The sequence below is a fragment of the Acinetobacter sp. V89_7 genome (assembly GCF_029967895.1).
Taxonomy (GTDB): Bacteria; Pseudomonadota; Gammaproteobacteria; order Pseudomonadales; family Moraxellaceae; genus Acinetobacter; species Acinetobacter soli.
In genome coordinates this window covers 20,167-44,715 of sequence record NZ_JASCAJ010000004.1, presented here as the reverse complement: position 1 = coordinate 44,715, position 24,549 = coordinate 20,167, and the positions used below count along the sequence as shown (strand labels likewise).

Genomic DNA, 24,549 nt, shown 5'->3' with positions numbered 1-24,549 from the left:
CGCTGATGGTAGTGTGGCGTTAGCCATGTGAGAGTAAGTCATCGCCAGCTTTTAAATACGAAAGCCCCCTTAACATAAATGTTAAGGGGGCTTTTTTATGCCTAAATGAAAGAGAAAAGAAATAAAAAATAAATAAAAAGTGCATATCAAATTAGAAAATACAAAATCTGCCCAGCACATCGATCACTTTACGTTATGATGAATGAAAACGGAGGGATCTTGTGTGCAGTTTAAGGTAATAAGCGCGAGCGATTTAACGCATAATCAAAGAGAGCAAATCGCAAAATTATGTTTTGAGGCTTTTGATGAAGATCCTTGGAGCCAATATGTATTTATGCAAAATGCTGTGCATGTTATTGGATCAGTAGATAATGTGATTGTGTCACATGCTTTATGGACAAAAAGAAACTTCACTGTAAATACGCTTCAGAATATTGAAACGGCATATGTTGAGTATGTCACTACCGATTTGAGTATGCGGGGTAAAGGCTATGCATCGCAGTTACTTAAGTATTTAATCCATTATTTAACTCTGAATCAGTATCCTCTTGCAGCTTTACAGCCTGAAGACGATGAGTTTTATAAAAAACTAGGTTGGTTACCATGGAAAGGTAATCTATACGTTCAAAATGGGCAGTCGTTGTACCAAACTGAAGACGTCGAGATTTTACTTTATCCATTGAATAATGAGATTGAGGCATATCTCAAGTCACAACATCAGCTTCTGTGTACAGACTGGAGAGAAGGTGAGCTTTGGTAAATGAATCAGATTTTATGATGAGATTTGACAGGCTTATTTTGATTCTGAATAATGCATGAGAATCATTCCAACGCTAATAAGGATAGTTATGTCTACCGATCCACACTTCAAAACGCCTGAAAATCGTGGTGTTGCAGTTTATGCGAATAATGCTGATGCCATTGGTAATACGCCCTTAGTACGAATTAACCGTATTATTCAAACGGGTGCAACCGTGTTGGCAAAGGTAGAAAGCCGTAATCCTGCATTTTCAGTGAAATGTCGTATCGGTGCTGCACTGATTGCCGATGCTGAAAAGCGTGGCGTGCTTAAGCCGGGCATGCACATTGTGGAGCCAACAAGTGGCAATACTGGTATCGCATTGGCATTTGTGGCCGCTGCAAAAGGTTATCCAATTACACTCACAATGCCTGCAAGTATGAGTCTTGAGCGTCGTAAAGTGCTGAAAGCCTTTGGTGCGAATCTGGTTTTGACAGAGCCAGCGAAAGGTATGAAAGGTGCTGTCGATGAAGCTGTCAGACTCGCAACCGAGCAACCTGAGCTCTATTTTTTACCTCAGCAATTTGAAAACCCTGCAAATCCGAAAATTCATGAAGAAACGACCGGGCCTGAGATTTGGGAAGCCACGCAAGGTCAAGTGGATATTCTGGTAGCCGGTGTGGGAACTGGTGGTACGATCTCAGGTATTTCGCATTATTTTGAAAAAATACAAAACAAACCGATCTATTCGGTTGCAGTTGAGCCGGCAGAATCTCCAATTATCTCTCAAACCAAACGTGGTGAAGCCATCACTCCAGCTCCTCATAAAATTCAGGGAATTGGAGCGAACTTCATTCCAAAAAATCTAGATTTAGACATAGTCGATGAAGTGATCACGGTCGAGAGTGCAGATGCGATTGAGTGGGCACGCAAGTGCGCAACTCAAGAAGGGATTTTAGTGGGGATATCATGTGGTGCAGCATTGGCTGCAGCAGCAAAAATTGCTGAAAGATCAGAAAATGCTGGAAAAACAATAGTCGTAATTTTACCTGATGCGGGTGAGCGTTATTTGTCTTCTGTACTTTTTGAAGGCATGTTTGACGAGTAATATCAAGAAGGAAGAAGCCTATGTCGGGCTTCTTCTGATTTGGGTATCGCTCAATAGGTTATACTAAAGTTCCTTTTTTAAAGTTTTTTCAAAACGTTTGACAGATCGCGCATATTTCTTAGCTTTGTGTCTTGTCCAAAAGCTCGATTTATATCCTGTTGGTCCTACATTATAGTAGGCGCTGGCTTTAAACCAACTTCCAGCCATGCTGTTATAGCGTTCTAAAATATAAGCACTACATTGAATATTGGTATATTCGTCCAACAAGTCGCCCGGACAGCTCTGTTGCCAGTAACTTGGAATAATTTGTGCCAGACCGACGGCTCCACCTGAAGAACGAGCGTAGGAATTATAATTCGACTCTTGACGAATCGTGGCTGCAATTAATAGTGGTGGTACATTATAGCGATCTGCACTTTGAATAATCATAGGTGAAATACGGTTCGCTGCATTCGGGGAAACTGAATAGGCACGCTGTAGTCCATGAGCAAGTTTATTTGAGCGTTCGACTACGGTTCCACTGTGTGGTCCTAGTGTCGTACATCCTGTAAAAATCAGACCGATTGTCATCACACTTAAGGTTTTTAAAGAATGAATCGGATTAATAAGAAATTTATGTTTATAAGATAACTGCGTAAATAAAGCCAAGGTGACGATCTATCAGAAATACTATTGATCTGGATAGTAGTGATAAGCACATTTGAGGTCAATATATGATAACTTTTCATAACAACATGTTGCTCGCAACAGTAAAATGATGCTTATAAGCAAAATAAGTGTTTTAACGCACGCTAAATTATGAAAGAAATTGCACTCAAGTAAATAATGTAGGACATCAAAAATGAAGTGGATGGTTATTGCGCAGTATTCATTTCCCTATGAGGCTCACATTGCAAAGGCTCGACTGGAATCGGTTGGTATTCCAGCATATATTGAAAATGAACATACTATTAATATGTATTGGCTGTATTCAAATGCTTTAGGCGGGGTACGTGTTTTAGTGCCTGATGAGCAGGTAGACACGGCACGTTATTTAATTTCTCAAGATTTTAGTCAAGATCTAGATGATGAACTGAATTTGACTTCGGTACGATGCCCAAAATGCAACAGTACGCAAATTGAGCCATTTACTCAAGGCAAAAAAGCAGCTTTCATTGCGTTTTTTGTGATCAATGTTCCATTATTTATATACAAGCACGGCATGCGCTGTAAAGCATGCCAGCACTTTTTTAATTAATATTTTGTTTGCTATTGATGCTTTAAGTCCACCAGTATCTCAAAATATGAAAGAAAATCGGCGCTGAAAAACAAACGGAGTCGATACGATCCAGCATCCCGCCATGACCTTGAATCAGTTGTCCCCAGTCTTTAACACCGCGATCGCGTTTGATTGCAGACATCACCAGTCCGCCAAAAAAGCCAAAAATACATACCACTAAACCAATTGCTGCTGCCTGCCAAAGATTAAAAGGCGTTAACCATTTCATGGCCACACCTAATGCGCTCGCCAGTATAACCCCACCAATTAAACCTTCAATCGTTTTAGACGGAGATAAAATAGGCGCAACTTTATGTTTGCCAAAGAGTTTGCCGCAGACGTATTGCAGTACATCTGAAGCTTGCACCACCATAATCAACCACATTGCCAGCCAGATTTTATCTCCATAAAAGTGAATTAAATTCAAATTGAGAAGTGCGGGCACATAAGAAACACAAAAGACACAGATCATCAGACCCCATTGAATTTTTGCACTTCGCTCTAAAAAATGTTTAGTATCTTCTTGTTTTAAACTTGCAATTGGAATAAGTAAAAAGGCGTAAAGTGGTATAAAAATAGAATATAACCCATACCAATCCGTATAAACCAAGTAATACTGATATGGAATCATAAAATAAAATGAAATGAGTAGAGGGAAATAATCACCACGTCGGGTCGGCAGTAGACTAATAAATTCACGTAAAGCAAATAACGAAATGAGCCCAAACAGCACAATAAATGCAATTTTTCCAAGCAAAATAGCGGTTGCAAGTACAATCAGCATGACCCACCATGCATTAATACGTGCATTTAAATTATCAATCACAGGGGAGGCTTGAGTGCCAGCGCGTTGCTTTAAAACAAAACCGATACTCGATGCAATAAGCAAAATGCCTGCAAAAATAGCAAAAAGCAGATAGGTTTGATATAAATTATGCGCCATCATTGGTATTCCGCCTGTTTAAGTTTAAGCAGTTCATCTTGAGCAAGACTTAAAAAATGGGCTTTGTCTAATGCAGAAGATACTTGCAACGGACATCCAAAAATGACGCTAGAGAGCAATGGTAAAGGAATAAATGCACCTTTTGGCATGACTCGTTTCAGGTTTGAAATCCATACGGGTACAACTTCCACCTCGGGAAATGTCTGACTTAAATGATATAAACCACTTTTAAATTCGAGTAGTTCAATATCATCGTTTAAATTACGTGTGCCTTCAGGAAAAAAGATGATCGAATAGCCTTCTTGTAACACATCTTTGACGGGCTGTAAGGGATCTTCATGATGTTCTCGTTGGCGTTTAATAGTCACACCAGAGAATGTATCTTGAATTAAAAAGCGTCTGAAACCATCTTTTAACCAGTAATCTGATGCTGCAATGGGTCGGGTTTGTCTTCGAATCGCTTTGGGTAGTGATGACCAGAGCAAAATAAAATCGATATGGCTGGTGTGATTGGCATAGTAAATTCGTTGTTTCATTTCTGGTGCACAGCCTAACCAGACACTCCGCGCACCCGTCAATAACCGTGCACTGCGACGAATAATGAGCGAAATTAAACGCGCAAAAAGTCGACTGATTGTTGAGTTTGTGCGGGTAGTAGGATCAGATTGAGCAGGTATTGTCATTTTTATCTCTATGAATAGCCAGATAGCATTTGAATCAAACTCATCATTAACATAGCGTATTGCAGCACAAGAAGAACAATTTGTAGTTTAAATAATCGCTTGCATCCATTTAAACGCTCTGTCCAAGTTCGACCTGCTTTACTGTTTGGCATTAACTTTAACGCGATTAAAGCCAAATCCAGATCATGAGTTCGTTCATTTAGCATTTTGGGGTCATGCTCAGCCAAGTAAAGCAAGAGTTCTGCATCGAGTTTGACACGGATAGAGACATAAAGATGACTAAATATCAGAATAAAAATTACAGCAAAATAACCCCATATCCAGATTGTTGGCCAGAGCGCATAAAAGAAACATAAAATGCATAACACAAAAGCCACATAGCCTGCCATTAACAATGAATGGGTGCTTTGTAATACTTTTGCCAGTACAATAAACTGCATATGCATCATTAAAACTCTAACTTTTGAGCATAGTCATGTAGACATTGCATTTGCTCAATGTTCAAACGTACCCATGGTCGCTCCGTTTGAACGATACGTAGTGCATCTTCTGGATCACGTGCAAAGTTTTGATCAATCAGCCAGGCACACAAAATAGCGGTACTGCGTGAATAACCGAGTGCACAGAAAACAAGTAATTCATAAGGTCTTTCTGCTGCTTTAGATTTTTGAACGAGATCATCAAAAATACGCACTGCATATTTTAACTGTTTGGGTTGAAGCGGAATAAGATCTAGACTGAAATATGCTTGATAATGTTTTTGTGTGTGAACAGGCAATTCCGCGCAGCAATCAAATAATGCAGTGTAGTTCTTTGCCACAGATGACGTTGGTATTCTACCCAGATAAAGATTTCCAGATTGATAAGTCAAAATTTTGGAATCTTCTGGATGTTTTTTTGTCCAAAGTCGACTATTTAGCCAAGCCATGACCAAATAAGGCCCCAACAATAAAGTCGCTGCATGCGTTAAGCGACCGTTGGCTTGTTTCTGAAAAAAATGCGGTCTGACCAACAGATATGCCAATCCGACAATGGTTAAACTGACGGCAGGATAGAGCAACCAGAGTGTCCAGCTGGCATAATAAAATGCAATAAAGCTAAGCCCTAAAGCGCCAAAAAGATAATAACTGGCCAGACGAATGTGCCGTGATGTACGGTACTGAAGTGCATCCGCTTGATAAGGTGCTTTGACATGAAAAGGGAACAGCCAAATACATAAGGCGCCCGCCAACACCCCTGTTGGAATATCGATAAAATGATGTTGCCATGTCGTCAGCACTGAAAGACCAATCAAAAAGGACCACAGATCTACGATCCATTTATATGGAGCAACTACATGCCGACGGTAGAAATCCCACAAAATAACCAGAAGCACAATATGCAAAGAGGGCGCCTGATTAAATGGCTTGTCAAACCCCATCAGCACATCAAACCAAACACCAAAAAAACCATCAAGTGCGGGCCGATCAAAGCTAAATTTAAGCGGGAAAAGTAAGAAGCAACTTACAGCAATTAGCTGTGCGGTGAATAATCTTAGCGCATGTTGTTTAAGTTCTAAGCGATTCCAGCACAATAGCAACGATAAACCATAAAATAGATCAATCGACCAATATGGAACAATCGTCCAAGGCCACAGCGGAATTTTATGCTCCCAGTCAAATACAATACTTCCAACGTAAGGGAGATTGTCGGCATATTGATTGGCAAAGCCATAACTTAAGAAAAAAAAGGGTGCTAAAAAAACTAAACAGAGAAGTCCCCATTTCCATGTGCCAGCCTGTAGTTCAAAATCTTGCTGCATATGCGTCTTTCTCTGATCTCTATTTGATTTTTTGGGCAACCGATACACTAAATATTCCAAATTCATCAATACATTGATCAATTTTTTTAAATCCGGCTTCTTCTACCAACGCATCAATTTCGGCTTGAGAACGTAAACGCATCACCCAAGCATCTCCCTGACGGTGTGAGGTGAGTGCACGAGCTATAAATTCTTGTTGAGGATGCCAGATCTGACCGGTGTAAATAAGGTAGCCTTCTTTTTCAATGGCTTGAGAAAGACCACGAAGTGACTGTCTGAGTAGATCATTATCACTAAACAGCTCGTACAATCCAGAGACCACCGCCAAAGTGATTTTAGGCTCAATACTCGCCAGTGAGGCTTCATCAAAGGCATCACCTTGTTTAAATACTGCAATATCGTCCAAACCACGAGAGCGAATTAGTGTATTACCTGCATTTACGTTCAGTGGGCTGTAATCTCTTAAAAGCACATGGGCTGGGCGCACAGAGAGATTTTGTATAGCATCGAGAATATATCGGCCATGACCTGCGGCGATATCTAATAGCCTAAGCGGTTTTCCTGATTGATTCAGTTTTTCTGCATATTGAATAAGTAACTGCTCGATATGTTGCTTGCGTATACGAATTCCTCGCCAGCCTATGGCATTTAAATATTGTCGATCAATCAGCTTACCCAACATAGAGGTGCTTTCTGGCTGGTTGCGATAAACAAAATCAAGGGTACTTCCTGAGTCATATCCTGTATCTTCACCCAATTGAAGCCCTTTAGAAAATCGGCTGCCTATTTTTAAATTTTGCTTTGTGATCGACCAAAACCAGTGTTTCAGTGAATTACGAGGAAAAGGCGTACTTAACTGTTCAGCGGTCGCACAGCTTGGCCCGACTTTATCGGCATCTAATATATCTGGCGCGGTATAAGCGTGTGCGAAGCATTGGAGAATATAGCGGCGGATTTTATGTACCGCAATATTGCGGTGCTGCTCTCCCAAAGTATCGTGATAAAAGCCTTCAAGAATATGGAATTCTTTATTGGGATGTGCCAGTCGCTGATAGAAAAGCTGTTGTGGTTTGCGATGTACGACAAAATCTGCGCCCGAACATAACACTTGAGTAGGCACAAAAATGTGTTGAGCATCGGCAACGATACGTTGAGCAGCTGTATACAACCCAAGTAACATGCGCACTGAAATTGCTTTGGCGATCTGTGGATCTTGAGCGTAGTCCATTGCACGTTCGCGGTCATGCGTGAGCATGTTGGCTTTCACATAACTGGTAATAAAAAAGTTACCTTTTATCTTGCTGAGTAATGACAAGCCTGGTTTTGCAAACGGAACATAGAGCTTAATATCAAAAGCAGGTGAGGCAAGACACAGTGCTCGAAGTGGCGGGGCATAATCATGTACCCATGTGGCAGCTAAAACAGCGCCAACACTCTGTGCCACAATGGCGATATCGGATGTTTTGATCTGATACTCAGCTTCGATATGTCGCATAAAGTATTGAATATCTTTAACACAAGCCGAAAAACTTGGTGCATCTCCACGTTCGCCGGGTGATTGACCATGTCCTCGCGCATCCCATGCAAAAAAATCAAAATCTGGAAGATTCAGCTCTTCAACCAAGTGTGCCATACGTTCAGAGTGCTCATGACCCCGATGAAATAATACAATGGCTTTTTTTGCAGGTTGATGTGCCGCCGCCCAGCGCTGATAAAACAGGGTAGTTCCGTCATGTGTGATAAATTGATGATGACTGTTGTGATGCATAGTATTTTGTCCTGTTTATTATTTTGAATGAATTGCGTGTCGAACTCGATTGGATATCGTGAGCATTAAAAGTAAAGCCATAATACCTAAGAGGCCGTTTGCTACAGAATGAAGGATCTGCTCTGAAATGATGGAATTCAACATACTTGCCAAAACAATCCAGAGGGCAAGAAGACTAAAACAGAATGCTCGATCACTTTTACCCATGGGGCCATCATAGCGTCGTGCTTGACCAATAAGTGGTGCCATTACACCCGCATATTCACTTAAAATAGCCATAAAAATGACCGCCACTAAAAGTATCGGCTCGATAAAACCAAACGCGATAAAGCAGCCGTAGAGCGCCGTATCGGAAATCACATCACACAGCTCGTTTAGGTAAGCACCTAGCATGGTTTGCTGGTTGAATTCTCGTGCCAACATGCCATCTATAGCATTGAAACCCATACGCACCAACATCCAGAGCGGAAAGAATAACCAAACAAAATAAGGCGCTATATTTTCATGTAGCAGCAAATAGGCTGCCAGAGCGACAGAAACCAGCATTGCGAGTACTGTAACTTGGTTGGCGGTTACTCCCTTGTGATAGAGCTGTTGTACCAAAGGTCGTAAAAGATTCTGAAACGCTGGTTTTAATTGATAAATTGAAGGCATTTTTCGTTTTTTTAGTTCAATCTAAAACTTATTCTTATCATTTTGACTTATAACTTACAAGCTGATGCTGCATTTACCTAAAATAGCCTAAGTAATTTTAAAATCTATATAAAAGAATTTATACTCAATTTGCTTTCAATGACTGGACTAAAAAAACATGACACCTGCCTGTAAGCTTCTTAAAAATCAAAAGATTGAATTTAGTCTGCATGAATATGAACACGATCCGCAGGCTAAAAGTTTTGGTCTGGAAGCCGCCGAAAAATTGAATCTGAATGTCGAAGATGTGTTTAAAACACTTTTAGTCACCGACGACAAAAACTATTTCGTTGCGATATTACCTGTTAATCATCAGCTTAATCTAAAAAAAATTGCGTCGGCTTTGGGCTGTAAAAAATTACATATGTCGGATCCTAAAGAAGCGGAACGGCTGACTGGATATTTAGTGGGGGGGATTAGTCCGCTTGGACAAAAGAAACGACTTAAAACAGTCATTGATGCAACTGCGATCAATAAACCCAAAATTTATGTCAGTGGTGGAAAGCGTGGTTTAGACATTGGCGTTTCACCACAAGATTTGTCCAAACTTCTTGGCGCAGCATTTGCCGATTTACTCGATATCTCATGATATTTAAATGAATGTCTTTAAATGGTCGTGAAAGCTTCATTAAAATGACATCTTGAGTGCGCAAAATCAGTCAACTTTTTTTAATGCCTAAACAAAATGAAAACAAGAATGCTGCTTTTGATGATCTTGACGGGGAGTGGGTTGATCGGACTGACAGGCTGTAATGACAGTTCGAATGATGATTCGACTACTACAACTTCAGTTACAACCAACACATCTGGTTATTTTCAGACCAAAACACCGTATCAGGCGCAGCAGAGCATTGGTAGCTATCAGGCAGCACCGGCTGGATTTGAGCCCGTATTTACAGAACTGGTTGCGCGTCATGGTTCGCGCGGTCTATCGAGTATGAAATACGACTTGGCATTGTACAATCTCTGGAAACAGGCCAAGACAGACAACGCATTAACACCATTAGGAGAAAAGCTCGGCTCAGATCTTGAAGCGATGATGAAAGCCAATATCGTCCTTGGTTACGGCGTCGAGGGAATTCGCCAACCGGGTTATGGCAATGAAACTGCACTGGGGATAGACGAGCATCGCGGGATTGCAGATCGTTTGCTGCAACGCTTACCACAGCTTTTTAATGTCTCTGCGATGGGAAATCAGGATATTCTGGTGCAAAGTTCGGGGGTAGACCGAGCCGTAGACAGTGCCAAATTTTTTAGTAATGAACTTATACGCCAAAATGCCGCTTTGTCGGGCAAAATTCGTCCTGCAAGCTATACCATTTTAAATACAAGTCTTAGTCCAACTGTTCAAGATCAGGGCGTCGAACGCTTCTTACTTTATTTTCACAGCTTAAATAAAGACACTGATGCAAGCGAAATCAATTCAAGCTTCAAACAACGCATTTATGACGCCAGCATGAATTATCAAAACTTTGAAAGCAATGATCTTCAGTTACAGCAAAAGCTCAAACAAATTTCTAGTCAAACGCAAGCGCAGCAAGTTGCACTGACAGTGCTAGCTCCACTTTTTAAAGATGCATTTATTCAGAAGTTGGGAACGCCAAGTTATACCTTTAGCAACACGGGCTCTTTTTCAGCCACAGCACCAGACGGCACTGTGGTTACGGAAAAAGGCAAAGGCAAGAATACCATTAGTAGTGCAGTCGATGCTGCGGCATATTTATATGAGTTATATTCGATTGCACCGGGCATGAAAAAAGAATTGGTCAATACAGATTTTGCTCAATATATGCCACGAGAAGCAGCTAAATTTTATGCAGAATATAATGATGCCAACGATTTTTATGAAAAAGGACCAAGTTTTAGCGAGTCTAATCAGGTTACGAGTATGATGGCTCAAGGCTTAAAGCAAGACTTTTTTAACCAAGTCGATGCTCTAATTAATAAAGCGCAATCACATAAAGCGGTTTTACGTTTTGCACATGCCGAAATCATCATCCCATTGGCGACTGCGTTTGAACTCAAAGGCATGATGACGCCGTTACCGCTTGTCCAAACCTATTCATACAGCAACAGCCCATGGCGTGGTGAAGATATTTCCCCAATGGCAGCCAATATGCAGTGGGATATTTATCAAAATGCGCAAGGTTATACCTTGGTCAAAATGCTTTACAACGAGAAAGAGACCTTATTTAAATCGAATTGTGACTATGCTCGCTACGCACCGAATAGCTATTTTTATGATTATCTGAAATTGAAACAGTGCTACAACATTTCAAATTTTTAACAGATTTTGCGTGGGCAGCAGTGTTTGACTGCTGTCCAGTTCTTATATTTAGTTTCATAGCTTTTTTATAAAAACAATATTTTCTGATTGATTTGATTAAAAATGTTGAATAATAGCCTATATTTTGTTTAAAAAATAATCAAAAATGTTTCATTTATTAAGATCAGCCCGCAAAGGATGATTTATTGGTTACTCTAAAAAACAACAAATTATAAACAAAGGGGAAAAATATGCTGATATTTCACTCGTTTTCTGTTCAGGGCGCGCTTTTTGATATGGATGGTACAATGTTTGATACTGAACGACTTCGGTTTCAAACATTGAAACAGGCATCTCAAGAACTCCTTGGGCAGAGCTTTTCAGATGACTACTTAATGCAGTGTTTGGGTTTAAGTGCCACCACAGCAGAGCAGTTGGCCAAAGAGCGCTACGGCGAGCACGTTCCTTATCAGAAGATTCGCCAGCGCGCCGATGTGCTCGAACTCGAACGTGTCCGTAACGAAGGTGTACCGATTAAAAAAGGCTTGGTGCAAGTTTTGGAGCGTTTACGCAAATCGGGATTACGTATGGCAGTTGCCACGTCGAGCCGCCGTGCGATTGCAGAAGAATATCTGATTAATGCCAATGTATATAAGTTTTTTGATGTGCTGGTTTGTGGCGATGAGGTGACTTGCGGTAAACCTCATCCTGAAATTTTTGAAAAAGCGGCAGAGCAGCTCAACCTTAAGCCGACGCAATGTTTAATGTTCGAAGATTCTGAAAATGGCATTTCATCTGCACATGCAGCGGGTGGTGTGACTATTTTGCTCAAAGACATTAAAACGCCAAATGACAACATGCTTTCAAAAGCAAATTTTTACTACGAAACCATGTATGACTGTTTGCATGATCTGGATCAATTTGTCGCAACGATGGACATGCCTGAACTCGATGCGTCATTTCCGCAGTCATTAAATCAGCTCACCGTTGGCATTCATGGTTTTGGGGCAATCGGCGGCGGATATCTGGCTCAGATTCTTTCGCATTGGGATGGTTATACACGGCCGCAGCGCATCTTGGCTTCCACCAGAAATTCCTTATATCGTGAAGCCGTCAATGCATTTGGTACCTACTGTATCCGTTATGGGCAGCGTTCTTATGATGAGCGTATAGAATACATGTCGGTGATCGATGCCGATAATGAACAACAAATGCTGGATATGTACCTCGAATCGTCTTTGATCGCGTTATGCTTACCCGAACAAGCGATTCAAGATGAAGCCAAAATCATTGCAAAAGGCCTCTATGCACGTTATGCCTCCCAAACAATGCAAAATCATCATCCACTGACGCTTTTAATTATTTTAAATAAAGTCGGCGCTAAAAAGATGGTGATCGATCATATCCGTGACGCTTTGGCTCAGCTTTCAACCGTTGAGATTGCAGAACAAATCATGCAACAGCATTATTTCTGCGACACGGTGGTCAACCGCATGGTTTCAAAATTGTCAGAGCAAAATTTATATCGACAACTTAAGATTAAATACAACTTTTTTAAGCAATATCAGTCGGATGTAGAATGCGATAATGTCGAGATTGAAGATACGTCTAAGTTATCGAGTGAGCAAGAGCATCAAGCTGCGATGTATATCGATGATATGCGTCGAAATTTTCAGCCAAGCCATATTTTGCAAACGATGGATCTGATTTTGTTCAATAGCGAAGTAGATATGCCAATTTATGTAGAAAATTGCAGTCCGCTTTTAGCTAAATTAAGGCAAGTCATCCGAGTAGATAACATTGCAGATATTCAATTGATCAAGAATCGTTTATGGAACGGTGTACACGCCATGATCGCTTGGTATGCAGCGACGCTCGAACACGAAACCATTGGAATTGCGATGGGAGATTCACGTGTAAAGGATTTTGCTGATGCATTGATCGGTAATGTGCAGGCGGGATTGAATCGGCAGTTGCCTCATCGTGAAAAAGATTTACAGCGTTTGGCCAAAAGCTTCATCGAATCGTGCCAATACGCCTATAAAGACCCATGTGAACGTGTGGCACGCGATCCCTTACGTAAACTCAGTTATCCCGAACGTGTTTTTGGTTCGATTGCCATAAATCTTCAGCATGACCAATCTATCGATGTCCTAATTGTTGGCGCAGCGTTGGGTTATTACTACGCACAACATGCGCAAAAGCAGCCTTTAGCAACAATTCAGGCACATTTACAGCAAACGTTAGATGCTACGAATATCGCTGCCAAGCACAAACATCTAATCAAGCAGCAAATCGTAAACTATTTAACCGAATGGAATGAAAACCCTGAACAGCTGCTGTCAACGAGTTTTTTGCAAGATGCATTAGAACATCATGCTGTAAGCGCTTGATCTAGACAATTGATTTCTAAATTTAAGCGCACTACAGAATCTAAAAGCATGTTTTAATATTGGTCTTAGAGTTTTCGGTGCCATGATGTGTTTATCAAGCCAAATCAGTTTGTTATAACAACCGAGCAACGTGATTATAGCGAATGGCACCGTGGACGCACACGTTATGCACTATGGTATTTGTTGCTTGATCAGGTTAAACATGCAGAGATAATCAAACAGCTTGATCAGATCCGTCACCAGTTTTCGGACTGTTTAATAAAATCTTCAAACCGCCAATACCATATTACATTGTATATTGGCGGTTTTTTGACATGTGATGAGTCTATTTATAACGATGATTTTCCACAGTCATTGTTTGTCAAACAACGGCAACAGCTTGAATCTTTAAATTTATCTCATTCGATCACACTAAAGTTGACCGCTGTAAATAGCTTCGAAAGTGCGCTTTTTGTGCAGGTGAGTGACTCACTGCATCAACTCATATCGATCCGATCCGCTTTAAGATTAGCCCAACATACTGAAGTGGCTGCGCAAACATACTGTGCGCATATTACATTGGGGCTTTACGCTCAAAAAGTGATGGGACAAGATGTTTTGCAGCGTTTGGATGCATGTGCAGCACTTGATGTAGAACTCGAATTTGATCAAATCCATTTTGGTTATTACAGTGCGCAAACACTGCAAGGCCCGTTACATTCACTTTATTGTTTTAATCTGGAATGATCTATGCTACAGCTGATCTTGGGCGGCGCACGCTCTGGAAAAAGTCGACATGCAGAGAAAACTGCTAAATCCTTTGTGTGTCCTGTGATTTATATTGCGACCGCAGAAGCGCGAGATGCTGAAATGCGGGAGCGAATTCGCCATCATCAATCACAACGGCCCGTCGAATGGAACCTAGTGGAAGCACCACTCGATTTAGTCGATCAGTTGCTGGCACATGATCATGACAATCAAGTGATACTGATTGATTGCTTAACGTTGTGGCTGAGTAATCTTTTAATCACAGAAGATGTGCATTTTCAGTCACAGCAATGCGATCGCTTGGTTCAAATCTTACCGACTTTAAAATCGGATGTGATCATGGTCAGTAATGAAACAGGCCTTGGTGTGGTTCCGATGGGGGAACTGAGCCGCCGTTTTGTCGATGAGTCAGGCCGATTACACCAGCGTTTAGGCGAGGTGGTCGATAAAGTAGAGTTTTGTGTTGCGGGTTTTGCAATGTGTTTAAAAGGAGAGGCATCGTGAATTGGTGGATGGCACAGATTAGACCTGTAAATCAAATCGCACAGCAAATGGCCGAGCAGCGACAGCTTCAATTGACAAAGCCGGCAGGCTCACTTGGAATGCTTGAGCAGGTCGTGATTCAGCTTGCTGGATTACAAGGTACACCTCATCCGCAGCTGAGCAAGCCGTGGATCAGCATTTTTGCAGGCGATCACGGCATTATGCAAGAGCAGATTTCGGCTTTTCCGCAAGCGGTCACGCGCCAGATGCTACAAAACTTTGCAACAGGTGGTGCATGTATCAGTGTGATCGCACGTGAACACGCTGCTCGCTTACAGGTGATTGATTGCGGAACGGTGGGTGAGGCTTATCACATCGATGGCGTTGAAACCCATTGTATTCGTGCAGGAACAGCAAATTTTATTCAAACCCAAGCCATGACGGCATTCGAGTGTCAACAGGCATTAAATTTAGGGCGTGAAAGTGTCGAAAAAGCCCAGACCGCCCAAGCAGATATATACATTGCAGGTGAAATGGGTATTGGAAATACCTGTGCGGCTGCTGCGTTAGCCTGTTTACTTTTAAATGAAGATCCAGATCAGCTCACAGGCGTAGGAACCGGTATCGATGCAGATAAACTTAAACACAAAAAGGCAGTGATTCAAACTGCGCTGAATTTACATCGAGAAGCAAAAGGTAATGCCTTTCAATCACTGTGTGCAGTAGGCGGGCTTGAAATTGCTGCCATGACAGGCGCCTATATACGCGCAGCTCAATTAGGAATCGCGATGGTGGTGGATGGTTTTATCAGTTCGGTAGCAGCACTCTGTGCTGTACATTTAAATCCAGATGTTCGTCGGTGGATGATTTTTGGCCATGCCTCTGCCGAATACGGGCACCGCCGGGTGCTTGAAGCATTAAATGCAACTCCATTGCTCCAGCTTAATTTACGTTTAGGTGAAGGAAGTGGTGCGGGTGCAGCGCTTTGTTTGATTAAGCTTGCATGCAGCTTGCACAATCAAATGGCCACATTTGCTCAAGCGGCTGTGTCGGATCATACAGGATAACCGAAATGAATCTGCCAATCATTCAACTCGATCTATTGCGCCACGGAGCCACCGAGCAAGGGCATACTTTACGTGGTCATATCGATGATGCACTGACAGCAGAAGGGCTTGCGCAGATGCAGGCATCAATCGATGCACATCGCAACCAAAACTGGCATGTGATTGTAAGTTCGCCTTTATTACGCTGTGCCTACTTTGCAGCGCCTTTGGCACAGCGCTTGGCGTGTCCATATATAGAAGTTGAGGCACTTAAAGAAATGTATTTTGGTGAGTGGGAAGGTAAAACCACCCAATCCATATATGAGCAATCACCCGAAGAATTGGCAAATTTCTGGCAGTGTCCTACACAGTACAGTGCTCCACAAGGTGAACGGCTAATCGATTTTCAAACGCGGGTTTTAAATGCCTTGAAAAAACTCATCGAACAGATGTCGATGCGGCATCAGTCGCATGCTTTGGTGGTAACGCATGGCGGGGTAATCAAACTATTACGCTGTCTTGCGCAGCAGCGCCCGTTAGACGAGCTCTTGAGCATGCAAGCACCTTTAGGTGAGCTGGTTACAATGCAATTAAGCACTCAGGATGATCAGTTAATGATTCAAGAGATGTATCAATGATGCCGTTTTGGATTGCCTTACAGTTTTTGACGATTTTACCTGTACAGCTTGATCGCATGCCGACAGCAGAAGAAAATGCGCGGGCTGTATTGTTTTATCCTGTGGTTGGGCTACTTTTAGGTGGGCTTTTATATGCTCTGGCGCTGCTTCTTGTACCAGTGCCAATCATTTTAACAGCAGTGTTCATAACGCTTTTCTGGATAGGCCTGACAGGCGGATTGCATCTTGATGGTTTGGCAGACACGGCCGATGCATGGGTGGGTGGCTTTGGAGACAAGACCCGAACGCTTGACATTATGAAAGACCCTGCATGCGGGCCTATAGGTGTATTAAGCTTAATTGCGCTGGTTCTTGTTAAATTGTGTTGTGTATATTTGCTTTTGATGCAAAGTCAGACACTATTTTTAATTTTTGTGCTGGCACTGAGCCGCGCGGTCCCTATATTACTGTTTTTGAGCACACCTTATGTACGCGAAAAAGGCTTAGGGCGCGATGTTGCGGCAAGAATTCCTAAATTGTATGCATACTTGATTTCAATCTTGATTGCACTGGGAGGCATCAACTGGGGCTTACGAGGTATGTTGGCTGTCTTGGTTTCGATAACGACCATTATTTTTTTGCGTAGATGTTTTATCAAACGTATCGATGGCATCACAGGAGATACCATCGGGGCGAGTATTGAAATTGTTGAAGCCATGCTCATCTTAAGCTTTGTTTTGCTTGGCTATTATTTGCTTTAATCCGACTTTGGTGATGAGAGTTTCAATTAACCTAGTAACTTGATGACCAGATGAATCAGGCTCGGACCAGCCACCACCATAAAAATACCAGAAAGTACCATCGTGAGGCTGGCAATCACGCCTTCATCTTTATGCCGGGCATAGGCTTTACTGGTGCCAAAACCATGCGCTGCATTGCCTAAAGAGGCACCTTGTGCCAGCGTAGAGCGTAAGCGCAAAATCGCCAATACCACATCACCGAGTACCATGCCTGTAATTCCGGTGATCATGGTAAAAACAATCACCAGTTGCACCGATCCACCGATGTGTGCCGTGAGTGCCATGGCAAATGGTGTGGAAATTGAGCGCGACATTAAACTAAGCGTGGTTTGCTCATCAAAATGAAACCATCTTGCCAGATAAAATGCACTCACAATACCCGCCGTCATACCAATACATATTCCGAATCCGATTGCCAATGCATGACGACGGATGATACCCCGATATTCATAAATTGGAATAGCAAACGCGACAGTAGCTGGGCCAAGCATCCACACAATCCACTGGTTATCTTGCATATAGGTGTTATAGGAAATATTGAAAGCCACCAATATAAGTATGATGATGGCCGGCAATAAAATGGCGGGTGAAAGCAGTAAATAGGGAAAGCGTTGGTGTAGGGCTTTGACCAGCACGTAACCAGCGAAGGTTCCGATTAAACACAAAAGTGATAGCATCATGACAATGACTCACTTTTACTGTTACCTTTGCCAAAGCGAAACGTATGTTGAAGCCATTGTTCAAGCTTAAAGCACAAATGGACTGTATATACGGTTGCAAGCATGACGCATACTGTACCAAGTACGACCGCCGTGATGAGCTGCAAGCCTTCGCTAAGAAAAAGCACTTTATAGTTCATTAGCCCGACCACACAGGGAACAAAAAATAGAACCAGTTCGCTCAAAATAAAATCTGAGCCCGATTTAATCCAGTTCAGCTTAAAAGTTCCACTGAGTAATCCGAGCAACACCAAAAATAACCCAATCACACCAGCCGGAATCGGAAGTTGAAACAGCTTTTGAATCAGTGATCCTATCCACCACAGCATGATCAAAAGGCCGATCTGTAAACTTATTTTTGCCAAAACCGAATAACGTGAGTTCATCACCAGAAGTATCCTAAACTTATGCGGGAGAAAGTGATGTAATTAGTTTAAATCGACTTTTTATATCAAATTATGAATAATAAAATTATAATTATGCTGTATTGGAATGTTTGATTGTGGATATTAAAGCCTTAAAAATTTTTGTGCAGATTGTTCAATCGCAAAGTTTTACACTTGCGGCTGAACATATGTTTGTAACTCAACCGACCGTAAGTAAGGCCATTTCTCTTTTAGAGAATGAACTCGGAACAGCACTATTTAAAAAAGGCGAGGCAGGGCGTAAGCGTGAAATTGAACTGACCTATACTGGTGAACTGGTTTATCAGCATGCATTAAAAATTTTAGCTGAACAAAAGAAAATCTATGAAACCCTAGAAGATATCAAGCAGCTCAAAAAGGGCAAGTTAACTTTAGGTTTACCTCCTTTAGGCTCGGTTCTACTTACTCCTTTAATTGCAATGTTTCATAAACAGTATCCCAACATTGAATTAAGTTTTTTAGAAGTAGGTTCCAATACCATTGAGCAGGCGATTTTAGCGAAAAAAATTGATGTTGGAATTTTATTGAGTCATCTCAATCCGGTACTGGCGACCATACCCATTATCGATTCTCCTCTGTATTTACTTGCAGCAAAAGATTCATACTGGAAACATCATGAAGCTGTGGTATTGAGTGATTTACGTGAAGAGTCATTTTTGTTGTACGACGATAGCTTTACCCTGAACCATTTAATTTTACAAGCAGCACAACTTGAAGGCTTTCAACCCAAAATCGTATGTAAAAGTAGTCAGTGGGATTTTATTGCCAAGCTAGTCGAGTTTTCGATGGGTGTTGCACTTTTGCCAAAAATTTATTGTGATCAACTTGATGTATCCAGATTTACGATAATCCCTTTGATCAACACACCGCTACGCTGGACCTTAAGTATGGCATGGAATACCTCCGTACCCATGACTAGCGCTACCCAAGCGTGGTTAAAGATTGTAGAGCAACATAAGCAGCACATAGGGTTTAAAAAATAACTTGAACAAATTATAAAATAATATATTATAAAAATATATATTGTTTGGTGAGGCTAAGCACATGCACGAAGTTCTGTTGGCTTTTTTTGGAGGTACGCTTCTGGGGCTTGCTGTTGTTGGATATCTATATGTTCATGGGCGCATTGCCGGCATTAGTGGTCTGATTGCACAACAATTCGGTTCGGGCTTGTCAACAAAGTCACCTGCATTTTGGTTTTTGTCTGGACTCATTCTCACCTCATTTGTAGTCGGGCTATTCTGGCAACCAGAAATTCAGCTTAATAGTCATCCCTTGATACTGATTGTTGCGGGTTTACTGGTGGGATTTGGTACACGTTTGGGATCAGGATGTACCAGTGGACATGGCATATGTGGCTTAAGTCGATTGTCATTACGCTCATTCATGGCAACATTTACCTTTATGCTCACCGGTTTTATCACGGTTTATGTATTACGTCATATCATTGGAGGATTCTAATGAAAAATCTCCTTGCATTTGCTTTTGGTGCTTTATTTGCTTTGGGTCTGTTAATCTCTGGTATGTCGAACCCTGCTAAAGTTTTGTCTTTTTTAGACTTATTTGGAAATTGGGATATCAGCCTTGCCTTTGTTATGCTGGGTGCTATTGTGGTCGCATTTCTGCCGTTTCAGCGCGCCATCAGACACCCAAAAACTTGGTTAGGTGAAAAAATTGATTTGCCTTCAAATCAGCAAATAGATAAAAAACTCATTAGTGGTGCGATCTTGTTTGGTGTGGGCTGGGGGATCGCAGGTGTATGTCCTGCACCTGCATTGACATTGATTGGGCTTGGGCACTTTCAGGTTTTGTATTTTGTAGTTGCCATGTTGATTGGCATGTATATTCATCGTAAATGGTTTGGAGTATAAGCCCATGTCTCTTATGAAGCCGCAAGTAACTGCATTTTTTGATGAGTCAACCAAGACTTTCAGCTATGTAGTGACTGATCCAGACACCAAAATCAGTGCCATCATAGATAGCGTGCTGGATTACGATGCTGCATCTGCAACCACATCGACCGTACATGCCGATCAGATTGTTGAGTATGTCAATCAACATCGCCTTAGTATTGCTTGGATTCTTGAGACACATGTACACGCTGACCATTTAACGGCTTCGCAATATTTAAAAGAGCAGCTGGGTGGCCGAGTGGCCATGAGTGAAAAAATTAGTACGGTACAAGACACCTTTAGCCACATCTATCATCTAAATGCAGAAGCATTCAAAGCAAAGCATACTTTTGATTATTTGTTTAAGGACGGTGAACAATTTCAAATTGGTAATTTACAGGCTTACAATATTCCAACGCCAGGGCATACGCCCGCTTGTTTAAGTTATGTGATTGGCGATGCTGTGTTTGTAGGAGATACCCTGTTTATGCCAGACTACGGCACCGCGCGCTGTGATTTTCCTAAAGGCAGTGCAAGCCAGTTATTTGACTCGGTACAACGCTTATATCAATTGCCTGAATCCACACGGATGTTTTTGTGTCATGACTATTTGCCAGAGAGCCGAAAAGACTATGTGTACGAAACTGATGTGCGTACGCAAAAGGTTCACAATGTGCATATACATGAAGGTACATCTAAATTCGATTTTGTCGAAATGCGTCAGGCGCGTGATGCAACATTGGCAATGCCCAAACTTATTTTACCGGCGATTCAGATCAATATGAATGCGGGGAAATTTCCAGAACCGGAAGCCAATGGTCAGCGTTACCTCAAACTTCCTTTGAATTACTTTAAAGTCTAAATTATGTCTAATCTTGAAGATCCGCGCGTTTTACTCGCGCTTGAACGTACTTTACTGGCATGGAACCGAAGCAGTCTTGCCCTGATTGCTTTTGGTTTTTTAATTGAAAAATCGACACTTTTGGTACATTTGATTGATCCAGTGCGTTATCACGACAAAATTATTTTCAATCGCTGGTTAGGCGTGATCGTGATCGTGATGGGCGTTGTGGTCAGTATTCTTTCGATCCAGCAGTATCGAATAGCACTACGTTCTCTTACACCGCTCGAAATGATACCTGGGTACAAAACCAATCTTGCCAGTGTATTAAGCTATTTCACCATTTTAGGTGCAATTATGCTGATTATTTCATTTTGGATGTAGTTTTTAACAGTAGCCCTCGAGAGGACTACTGTTACCTAAAAAATAATATTGAAGCGCTTAATAACACGCTTATTATACGGGCCACCTAAAGCTGGCCTGTATCTGATGTGCCCAAGGGCAATATTAGACATTATGATTGCTGCGGATCGTATTGTTTTTCCTTAATCAATAATGCTGGAATTACACCGCAAATCAAATAGGCAGCGCCCATGACTAAAAAGCCTAAGCCGATGGAGCCGCCCGAGGCTAAAAAGCCAATAGTCGCAGGTGCAATTGCCGCACCCAAACGACCCACATTGTATGCGCCACCTGTAGCACTACCGCGAATATGGGTAGGGAAGCTTTCTGTCATATAGGTGGCATTCACGCCGTAAGGAATACCATATAAGAAGCCAAACGCAATCAAAAGGAAAAGAATATTATCTGGGGAGTTGTAAAACACAATGAGTGGAAGAAAAATTGCAGTTCCAATGGCACCAAAGGCATAGGTAAAACGCCGTCCAAGTTGATCTGCCATATAACCTGCAAGAATTTTACCTAAGATCATTGCGCTGTATGTTCCGACCATGTAGGCAGTCATTTCCTTAAACTTCATGCCTAACTCACTTTCAAGGTAAGAGGGCATCCAGTTATTTACGCCATAATAGCCAAATTGCAAGAAACCCGCAGTTAAAGCCCACAAAATAAACATCTTACGGTTTCGTGGTTCTGCAAAAATGCGTTTTAACGCACTCTCTTGCGTGTTGGTATCTTGCCCAGTTAAATCGTTGCGAGAATGATACCAAGCTTGTGGTTCGGGAACTAAAAAATGCATCAAGACTGCAAGGAGTACCGGCACGATCGCAACGTAAAATAGCATTCTCCAGCCATGATCCGGAATAATCCAGCCTGCAAGTAGAGTTGCCACAATATATCCAACCGTCCAGCCCGCTTGAAGTGTACCCAGAACAGTTGTACGGTAGCGAGTTGGCACATACTCGGCCATGAGAGTATTACAGGCAATATAAAGTGAGCCTAAACCCAATGATGCAAAAAATCTTAAGATACTAAATTGTATAAAATTTTGTGTGAGTCCTAGTCCACAAGTCAGTACTGAAAACAGCAAAATCGAAATCACAACAATCCGAACTCGCCCGAATTGATCACAGGCCCAACCGCCAAAAATTCCACCAATTGCCATTCCCGCAAGGGTAAAGCTACCGAGCATACCTGCTTGAACAGAACTTAATTGGAACTCAGCCTTGATGCTATTAAGGCTGTATGACAGCAACATCAGGTCGGCACCATCGACTAAAAGGGCAAGAAAAGCAAAAAAGAATGCGATTTTCCATGTATGAGGGCTGAGATTGACCTTATTTTTCATATTTTTCACTGCTCTGTTCCTTAAGCACCACAACCGATATATCTCGTTAGCATTGATGGCAGTGCGAGATGAAATCGATGAATTTTCCGGATAGTAAAACAAGAAAATTATATTTTCAATTAAAATAAAATTAAATATCGCTATGCGGTATAATATTTTCTTATATAAGATGATGTTTTTGCTTACAAATCTTTTGTGTTAGGAGATTTAATCTTTTATTCAGTTTTTAAATCAATTTGATGTTTCATTAAATATCTGTATTATTGATTTTTCATATCGCTATGCGAAATATTTTGCTAGTGTTTAACTTTTAATACGCCATAATAATGGAAATAAGAATGGGTGCACTTCAAGGAATCCGTGTTTTAGATTTAACTCGTGTTTTGGCTGGCCCGTGGTGTGGTCAAGTACTTGCAGATTTGGGCGCCGAGGTCATCAAGGTTGAGCGGCCAAAAAAAGGCGATGATACGCGTGCTTGGGGGCCACCTTGGATGAAAGACAACACAGGCCAAAATACCCAAGAGGCTGCTTACTATCAGTCGACCAACCGCAATAAACTTTCGGTCGCCATTGATATTTCTACGCCTGAAGGGCAAGAGCTTGTTCGCAAACTTGCAAAAGAATCTGATGTTTTGATTGAAAACTATAAAGCGGGTTCACTGAAAAAATATGGTTTAGATTATCAAACCTTGGCAGAAATAAATCCTAAACTGATTTACTGCTCAATCACCGGTTTTGGTCAAACTGGCCCACGTGCACAAGAGCCGGGCTATGATTTTATCATTCAGGGTATGGGCGGTCTGATGTCTGTTACAGGTGAGAGAGACGATTTACCCGGTGGCGGCCCGCAAAAACTTGGGATTGCATTTTCAGACATTACCACGGGCCTATATGCGGCCATTGCCATTCAAGCTGCGATCATAGATCGATATACGTCCGGGCTTGGCCAATATATCGATATGGCTTTGCTCGATGTGCAAATCGCAACACTTGCCAATCAAGGCATGAATTATTTGGCATCGGATCAAATTCCAGTTCGCTATGGCAATGCGCATGCCAATATTGTGCCGTATCAAGTCTTTCAGGCGTCTGATCGGGATTTTATTATAGCCTGTGGTAACGATTCACAGTTTATCAACTTATGCACCGCGATTGATCGTTCAGATCTGGCACGAGATCCACGTTTTAAACGTAATGCCGACCGGATCGCGCATCGAGAGCAAATTATTTCAGAGTTAGCGCATCATTTTAAAAACAAAAAGGCCGATGAATGGGTGAGAAAAATTCATGCTGCGCATGTTCCCGTTGGGCTAATTAATGATTTGAAGCAGGCTTTTGAAGAGCCACAGGTACGAGAGCGAAATATGCTGATCAAGATGGAGCATCCTCAGCGAGATGAGCTCACCATTGTGGGTTCACCCATTAAAATGTCGAGAACACCAGTTGAGTACAAACTTGCGCCACCCACTTTGGGTCAGCATACCAAAACAGTACTTGGGCGTTTTTTATCTTCAGATGAGCTTCAAAAATTATCGCAGCAAGGCGTGATTGAATAGTTAGCTTGAATTATTGAGTAAAAG

Annotated in this window: 27 protein-coding genes; 17 read left to right on the top strand and 10 right to left on the bottom strand. The window is 41.7% G+C overall.

The annotated features are described in order from the left end of the window. The first annotated feature begins 223 nt into the window (after positions 1-223). Positions 224-760, top strand: coding sequence for a GNAT family N-acetyltransferase (locus QLG00_RS00855; RefSeq protein WP_282470364.1), 537 nt, complete (start codon positions 224-226; stop codon positions 758-760). 88 nt (positions 761-848) lie between these two features. Then, a complete protein-coding gene (cysK, locus tag QLG00_RS00850; RefSeq protein ID WP_104125299.1) occupies positions 849-1,847 on the top strand; it encodes a cysteine synthase A in 999 nt (332 codons plus the stop codon). Positions 1,848-1,910: 63 nt separating this feature from the next. Here the strand turns inward: cysK and QLG00_RS00845 are convergent, their stop codons facing one another. Next, complete coding sequence (locus QLG00_RS00845; RefSeq protein WP_227265891.1) at positions 1,911-2,417, bottom strand: transglycosylase SLT domain-containing protein; 507 nt, start codon at positions 2,415-2,417, stop codon at positions 1,911-1,913. 271 nt (positions 2,418-2,688) lie between these two features. Between QLG00_RS00845 and QLG00_RS00840 the strand changes: the two genes are divergently transcribed. Then, a complete protein-coding gene (locus tag QLG00_RS00840) occupies positions 2,689-3,084 on the top strand; it encodes a DUF2007 domain-containing protein (RefSeq protein WP_004937923.1) in 396 nt (131 codons plus the stop codon). Positions 3,085-3,106: 22 nt separating this feature from the next. On the opposite strand, the gene QLG00_RS00835 is transcribed toward QLG00_RS00840, so the two are convergent. The 6 genes from QLG00_RS00835 to QLG00_RS00810 are packed head-to-tail and all read right to left on the bottom strand — an operon-like array spanning position 3,107 to position 8,954. Further along, positions 3,107-4,051, bottom strand: coding sequence for a phosphatidate cytidylyltransferase (locus QLG00_RS00835; protein WP_104125300.1), 945 nt, complete (start codon positions 4,049-4,051; stop codon positions 3,107-3,109). After that, positions 4,048-4,731 carry a lysophospholipid acyltransferase family protein gene (locus tag QLG00_RS00830; protein WP_104125301.1) on the bottom strand — a complete coding sequence of 228 codons (684 nt, stop codon included), beginning with the start codon at positions 4,729-4,731 and terminating at the stop codon, positions 4,048-4,050. The genes QLG00_RS00835 and QLG00_RS00830 overlap by 4 nt, the downstream gene beginning before the upstream one ends. Positions 4,732-4,739: 8 nt before the next feature. After that, complete coding sequence (locus QLG00_RS00825) at positions 4,740-5,180, bottom strand: hypothetical protein (protein WP_228154107.1); 441 nt, start codon at positions 5,178-5,180, stop codon at positions 4,740-4,742. Further along, positions 5,180-6,532 carry a phosphatase PAP2/dual specificity phosphatase family protein gene (locus tag QLG00_RS00820; RefSeq protein ID WP_104125302.1) on the bottom strand — a complete coding sequence of 451 codons (1,353 nt, stop codon included), beginning with the start codon at positions 6,530-6,532 and terminating at the stop codon, positions 5,180-5,182. Before QLG00_RS00820 ends, QLG00_RS00825 begins: the two co-directional genes overlap by 1 nt. A 19-nt stretch (positions 6,533-6,551) precedes the next feature. After that, positions 6,552-8,300 carry a bifunctional alpha/beta hydrolase/class I SAM-dependent methyltransferase gene (locus QLG00_RS00815; RefSeq protein ID WP_282470363.1) on the bottom strand — a complete coding sequence of 583 codons (1,749 nt, stop codon included), beginning with the start codon at positions 8,298-8,300 and terminating at the stop codon, positions 6,552-6,554. An 18-nt stretch (positions 8,301-8,318) separates the two neighbouring features. After that, the gene (locus QLG00_RS00810) at positions 8,319-8,954 is read right to left on the bottom strand and encodes a CDP-alcohol phosphatidyltransferase family protein (RefSeq protein WP_282470362.1); all 636 of its coding nucleotides are present in this window, start codon (positions 8,952-8,954) and stop codon (positions 8,319-8,321) included. Between the two features lie 157 nt (positions 8,955-9,111). Between QLG00_RS00810 and ybaK the strand changes: the two genes are divergently transcribed. The 8 genes from ybaK to QLG00_RS00770 all read left to right on the top strand — a co-directional run bounded on the left by ybaK (position 9,112) and on the right by QLG00_RS00770 (position 17,306). Then, positions 9,112-9,582, top strand: a complete 471-nt coding sequence (gene ybaK, locus QLG00_RS00805; RefSeq protein WP_004937900.1) for a Cys-tRNA(Pro) deacylase — start codon at positions 9,112-9,114, stop codon at positions 9,580-9,582. A gap of 120 nt (positions 9,583-9,702) precedes the next feature. Next, entirely contained in the window at positions 9,703-11,280 is a 1,578-nt protein-coding gene (locus QLG00_RS00800; RefSeq protein ID WP_282470366.1) for a histidine-type phosphatase, read from the top strand. A 230-nt stretch (positions 11,281-11,510) separates the two neighbouring features. Further along, complete coding sequence (locus tag QLG00_RS00795) at positions 11,511-13,652, top strand: HAD family hydrolase (RefSeq protein WP_104125305.1); 2,142 nt, start codon at positions 11,511-11,513, stop codon at positions 13,650-13,652. Positions 13,653-13,739: 87 nt separating this feature from the next. Then, complete coding sequence (locus QLG00_RS00790) at positions 13,740-14,378, top strand: 2'-5' RNA ligase family protein (protein ID WP_104125306.1); 639 nt, start codon at positions 13,740-13,742, stop codon at positions 14,376-14,378. Positions 14,379-14,381: 3 nt separating this feature from the next. Beyond that, a complete protein-coding gene (gene cobU / locus QLG00_RS00785) occupies positions 14,382-14,903 on the top strand; it encodes a bifunctional adenosylcobinamide kinase/adenosylcobinamide-phosphate guanylyltransferase (protein WP_282470361.1) in 522 nt (173 codons plus the stop codon). Further along, positions 14,900-15,949, top strand: coding sequence for a nicotinate-nucleotide--dimethylbenzimidazole phosphoribosyltransferase (gene cobT / locus QLG00_RS00780; RefSeq protein WP_282470360.1), 1,050 nt, complete (start codon positions 14,900-14,902; stop codon positions 15,947-15,949). The genes cobU and cobT overlap by 4 nt, the downstream gene beginning before the upstream one ends. 11 nt (positions 15,950-15,960) lie before the next feature. Further along, positions 15,961-16,566, top strand: coding sequence for a histidine phosphatase family protein (locus QLG00_RS00775; RefSeq protein ID WP_228154108.1), 606 nt, complete (start codon positions 15,961-15,963; stop codon positions 16,564-16,566). After that, positions 16,563-17,306: an adenosylcobinamide-GDP ribazoletransferase gene (locus tag QLG00_RS00770; protein ID WP_104125310.1), complete on the top strand. Its 744-nt coding sequence runs from the start codon at positions 16,563-16,565 to the stop codon at positions 17,304-17,306. The genes QLG00_RS00775 and QLG00_RS00770 overlap by 4 nt, the downstream gene beginning before the upstream one ends. A 26-nt stretch (positions 17,307-17,332) precedes the next feature. Here the strand turns inward: QLG00_RS00770 and QLG00_RS00765 are convergent, their stop codons facing one another. Beyond that, positions 17,333-18,025 (bottom strand): LrgB family protein, encoded by a 693-nt coding sequence (locus tag QLG00_RS00765; RefSeq protein ID WP_104125311.1) that lies wholly within the window; start codon positions 18,023-18,025, stop codon positions 17,333-17,335. Then, entirely contained in the window at positions 18,022-18,450 is a 429-nt protein-coding gene (locus QLG00_RS00760) for a CidA/LrgA family protein (RefSeq protein WP_282470359.1), read from the bottom strand. Before QLG00_RS00760 ends, QLG00_RS00765 begins: the two co-directional genes overlap by 4 nt. A 116-nt stretch (positions 18,451-18,566) precedes the next feature. On the opposite strand from QLG00_RS00760, the gene QLG00_RS00755 reads away from it, so the two are divergent. The 5 genes from QLG00_RS00755 (at position 18,567) to QLG00_RS00735 (ending at position 21,606) form a co-directional block, all read left to right on the top strand. Continuing rightward, on the top strand, positions 18,567-19,472 hold the full coding sequence (locus QLG00_RS00755) for a LysR family transcriptional regulator (protein WP_282470358.1): 906 nt from the start codon (positions 18,567-18,569) through the stop codon (positions 19,470-19,472). Between the two features lie 61 nt (positions 19,473-19,533). Further along, entirely contained in the window at positions 19,534-19,950 is a 417-nt protein-coding gene (locus QLG00_RS00750) for a YeeE/YedE thiosulfate transporter family protein (RefSeq protein WP_282470357.1), read from the top strand. Further along, a complete protein-coding gene (locus QLG00_RS00745; protein ID WP_104125313.1) occupies positions 19,950-20,360 on the top strand; it encodes a DUF6691 family protein in 411 nt (136 codons plus the stop codon). The genes QLG00_RS00750 and QLG00_RS00745 overlap by 1 nt, the downstream gene beginning before the upstream one ends. Positions 20,361-20,364: 4 nt before the next feature. Continuing rightward, entirely contained in the window at positions 20,365-21,243 is an 879-nt protein-coding gene (locus QLG00_RS00740; RefSeq protein ID WP_004937859.1) for an MBL fold metallo-hydrolase, read from the top strand. Between the two features lie 3 nt (positions 21,244-21,246). After that, positions 21,247-21,606 carry a DUF202 domain-containing protein gene (locus QLG00_RS00735; RefSeq protein ID WP_004937858.1) on the top strand — a complete coding sequence of 120 codons (360 nt, stop codon included), beginning with the start codon at positions 21,247-21,249 and terminating at the stop codon, positions 21,604-21,606. A gap of 130 nt (positions 21,607-21,736) precedes the next feature. On the opposite strand, the gene QLG00_RS00730 is transcribed toward QLG00_RS00735, so the two are convergent. Then, positions 21,737-22,969, bottom strand: coding sequence for an MFS transporter (locus tag QLG00_RS00730; protein WP_282470365.1), 1,233 nt, complete (start codon positions 22,967-22,969; stop codon positions 21,737-21,739). A 338-nt stretch (positions 22,970-23,307) separates the two neighbouring features. On the opposite strand from QLG00_RS00730, the gene QLG00_RS00725 reads away from it, so the two are divergent. Continuing rightward, the gene (locus QLG00_RS00725) at positions 23,308-24,525 is read left to right on the top strand and encodes a CaiB/BaiF CoA-transferase family protein (protein ID WP_282470356.1); all 1,218 of its coding nucleotides are present in this window, start codon (positions 23,308-23,310) and stop codon (positions 24,523-24,525) included. The last annotated feature ends 24 nt before the right edge of the window (positions 24,526-24,549 follow it).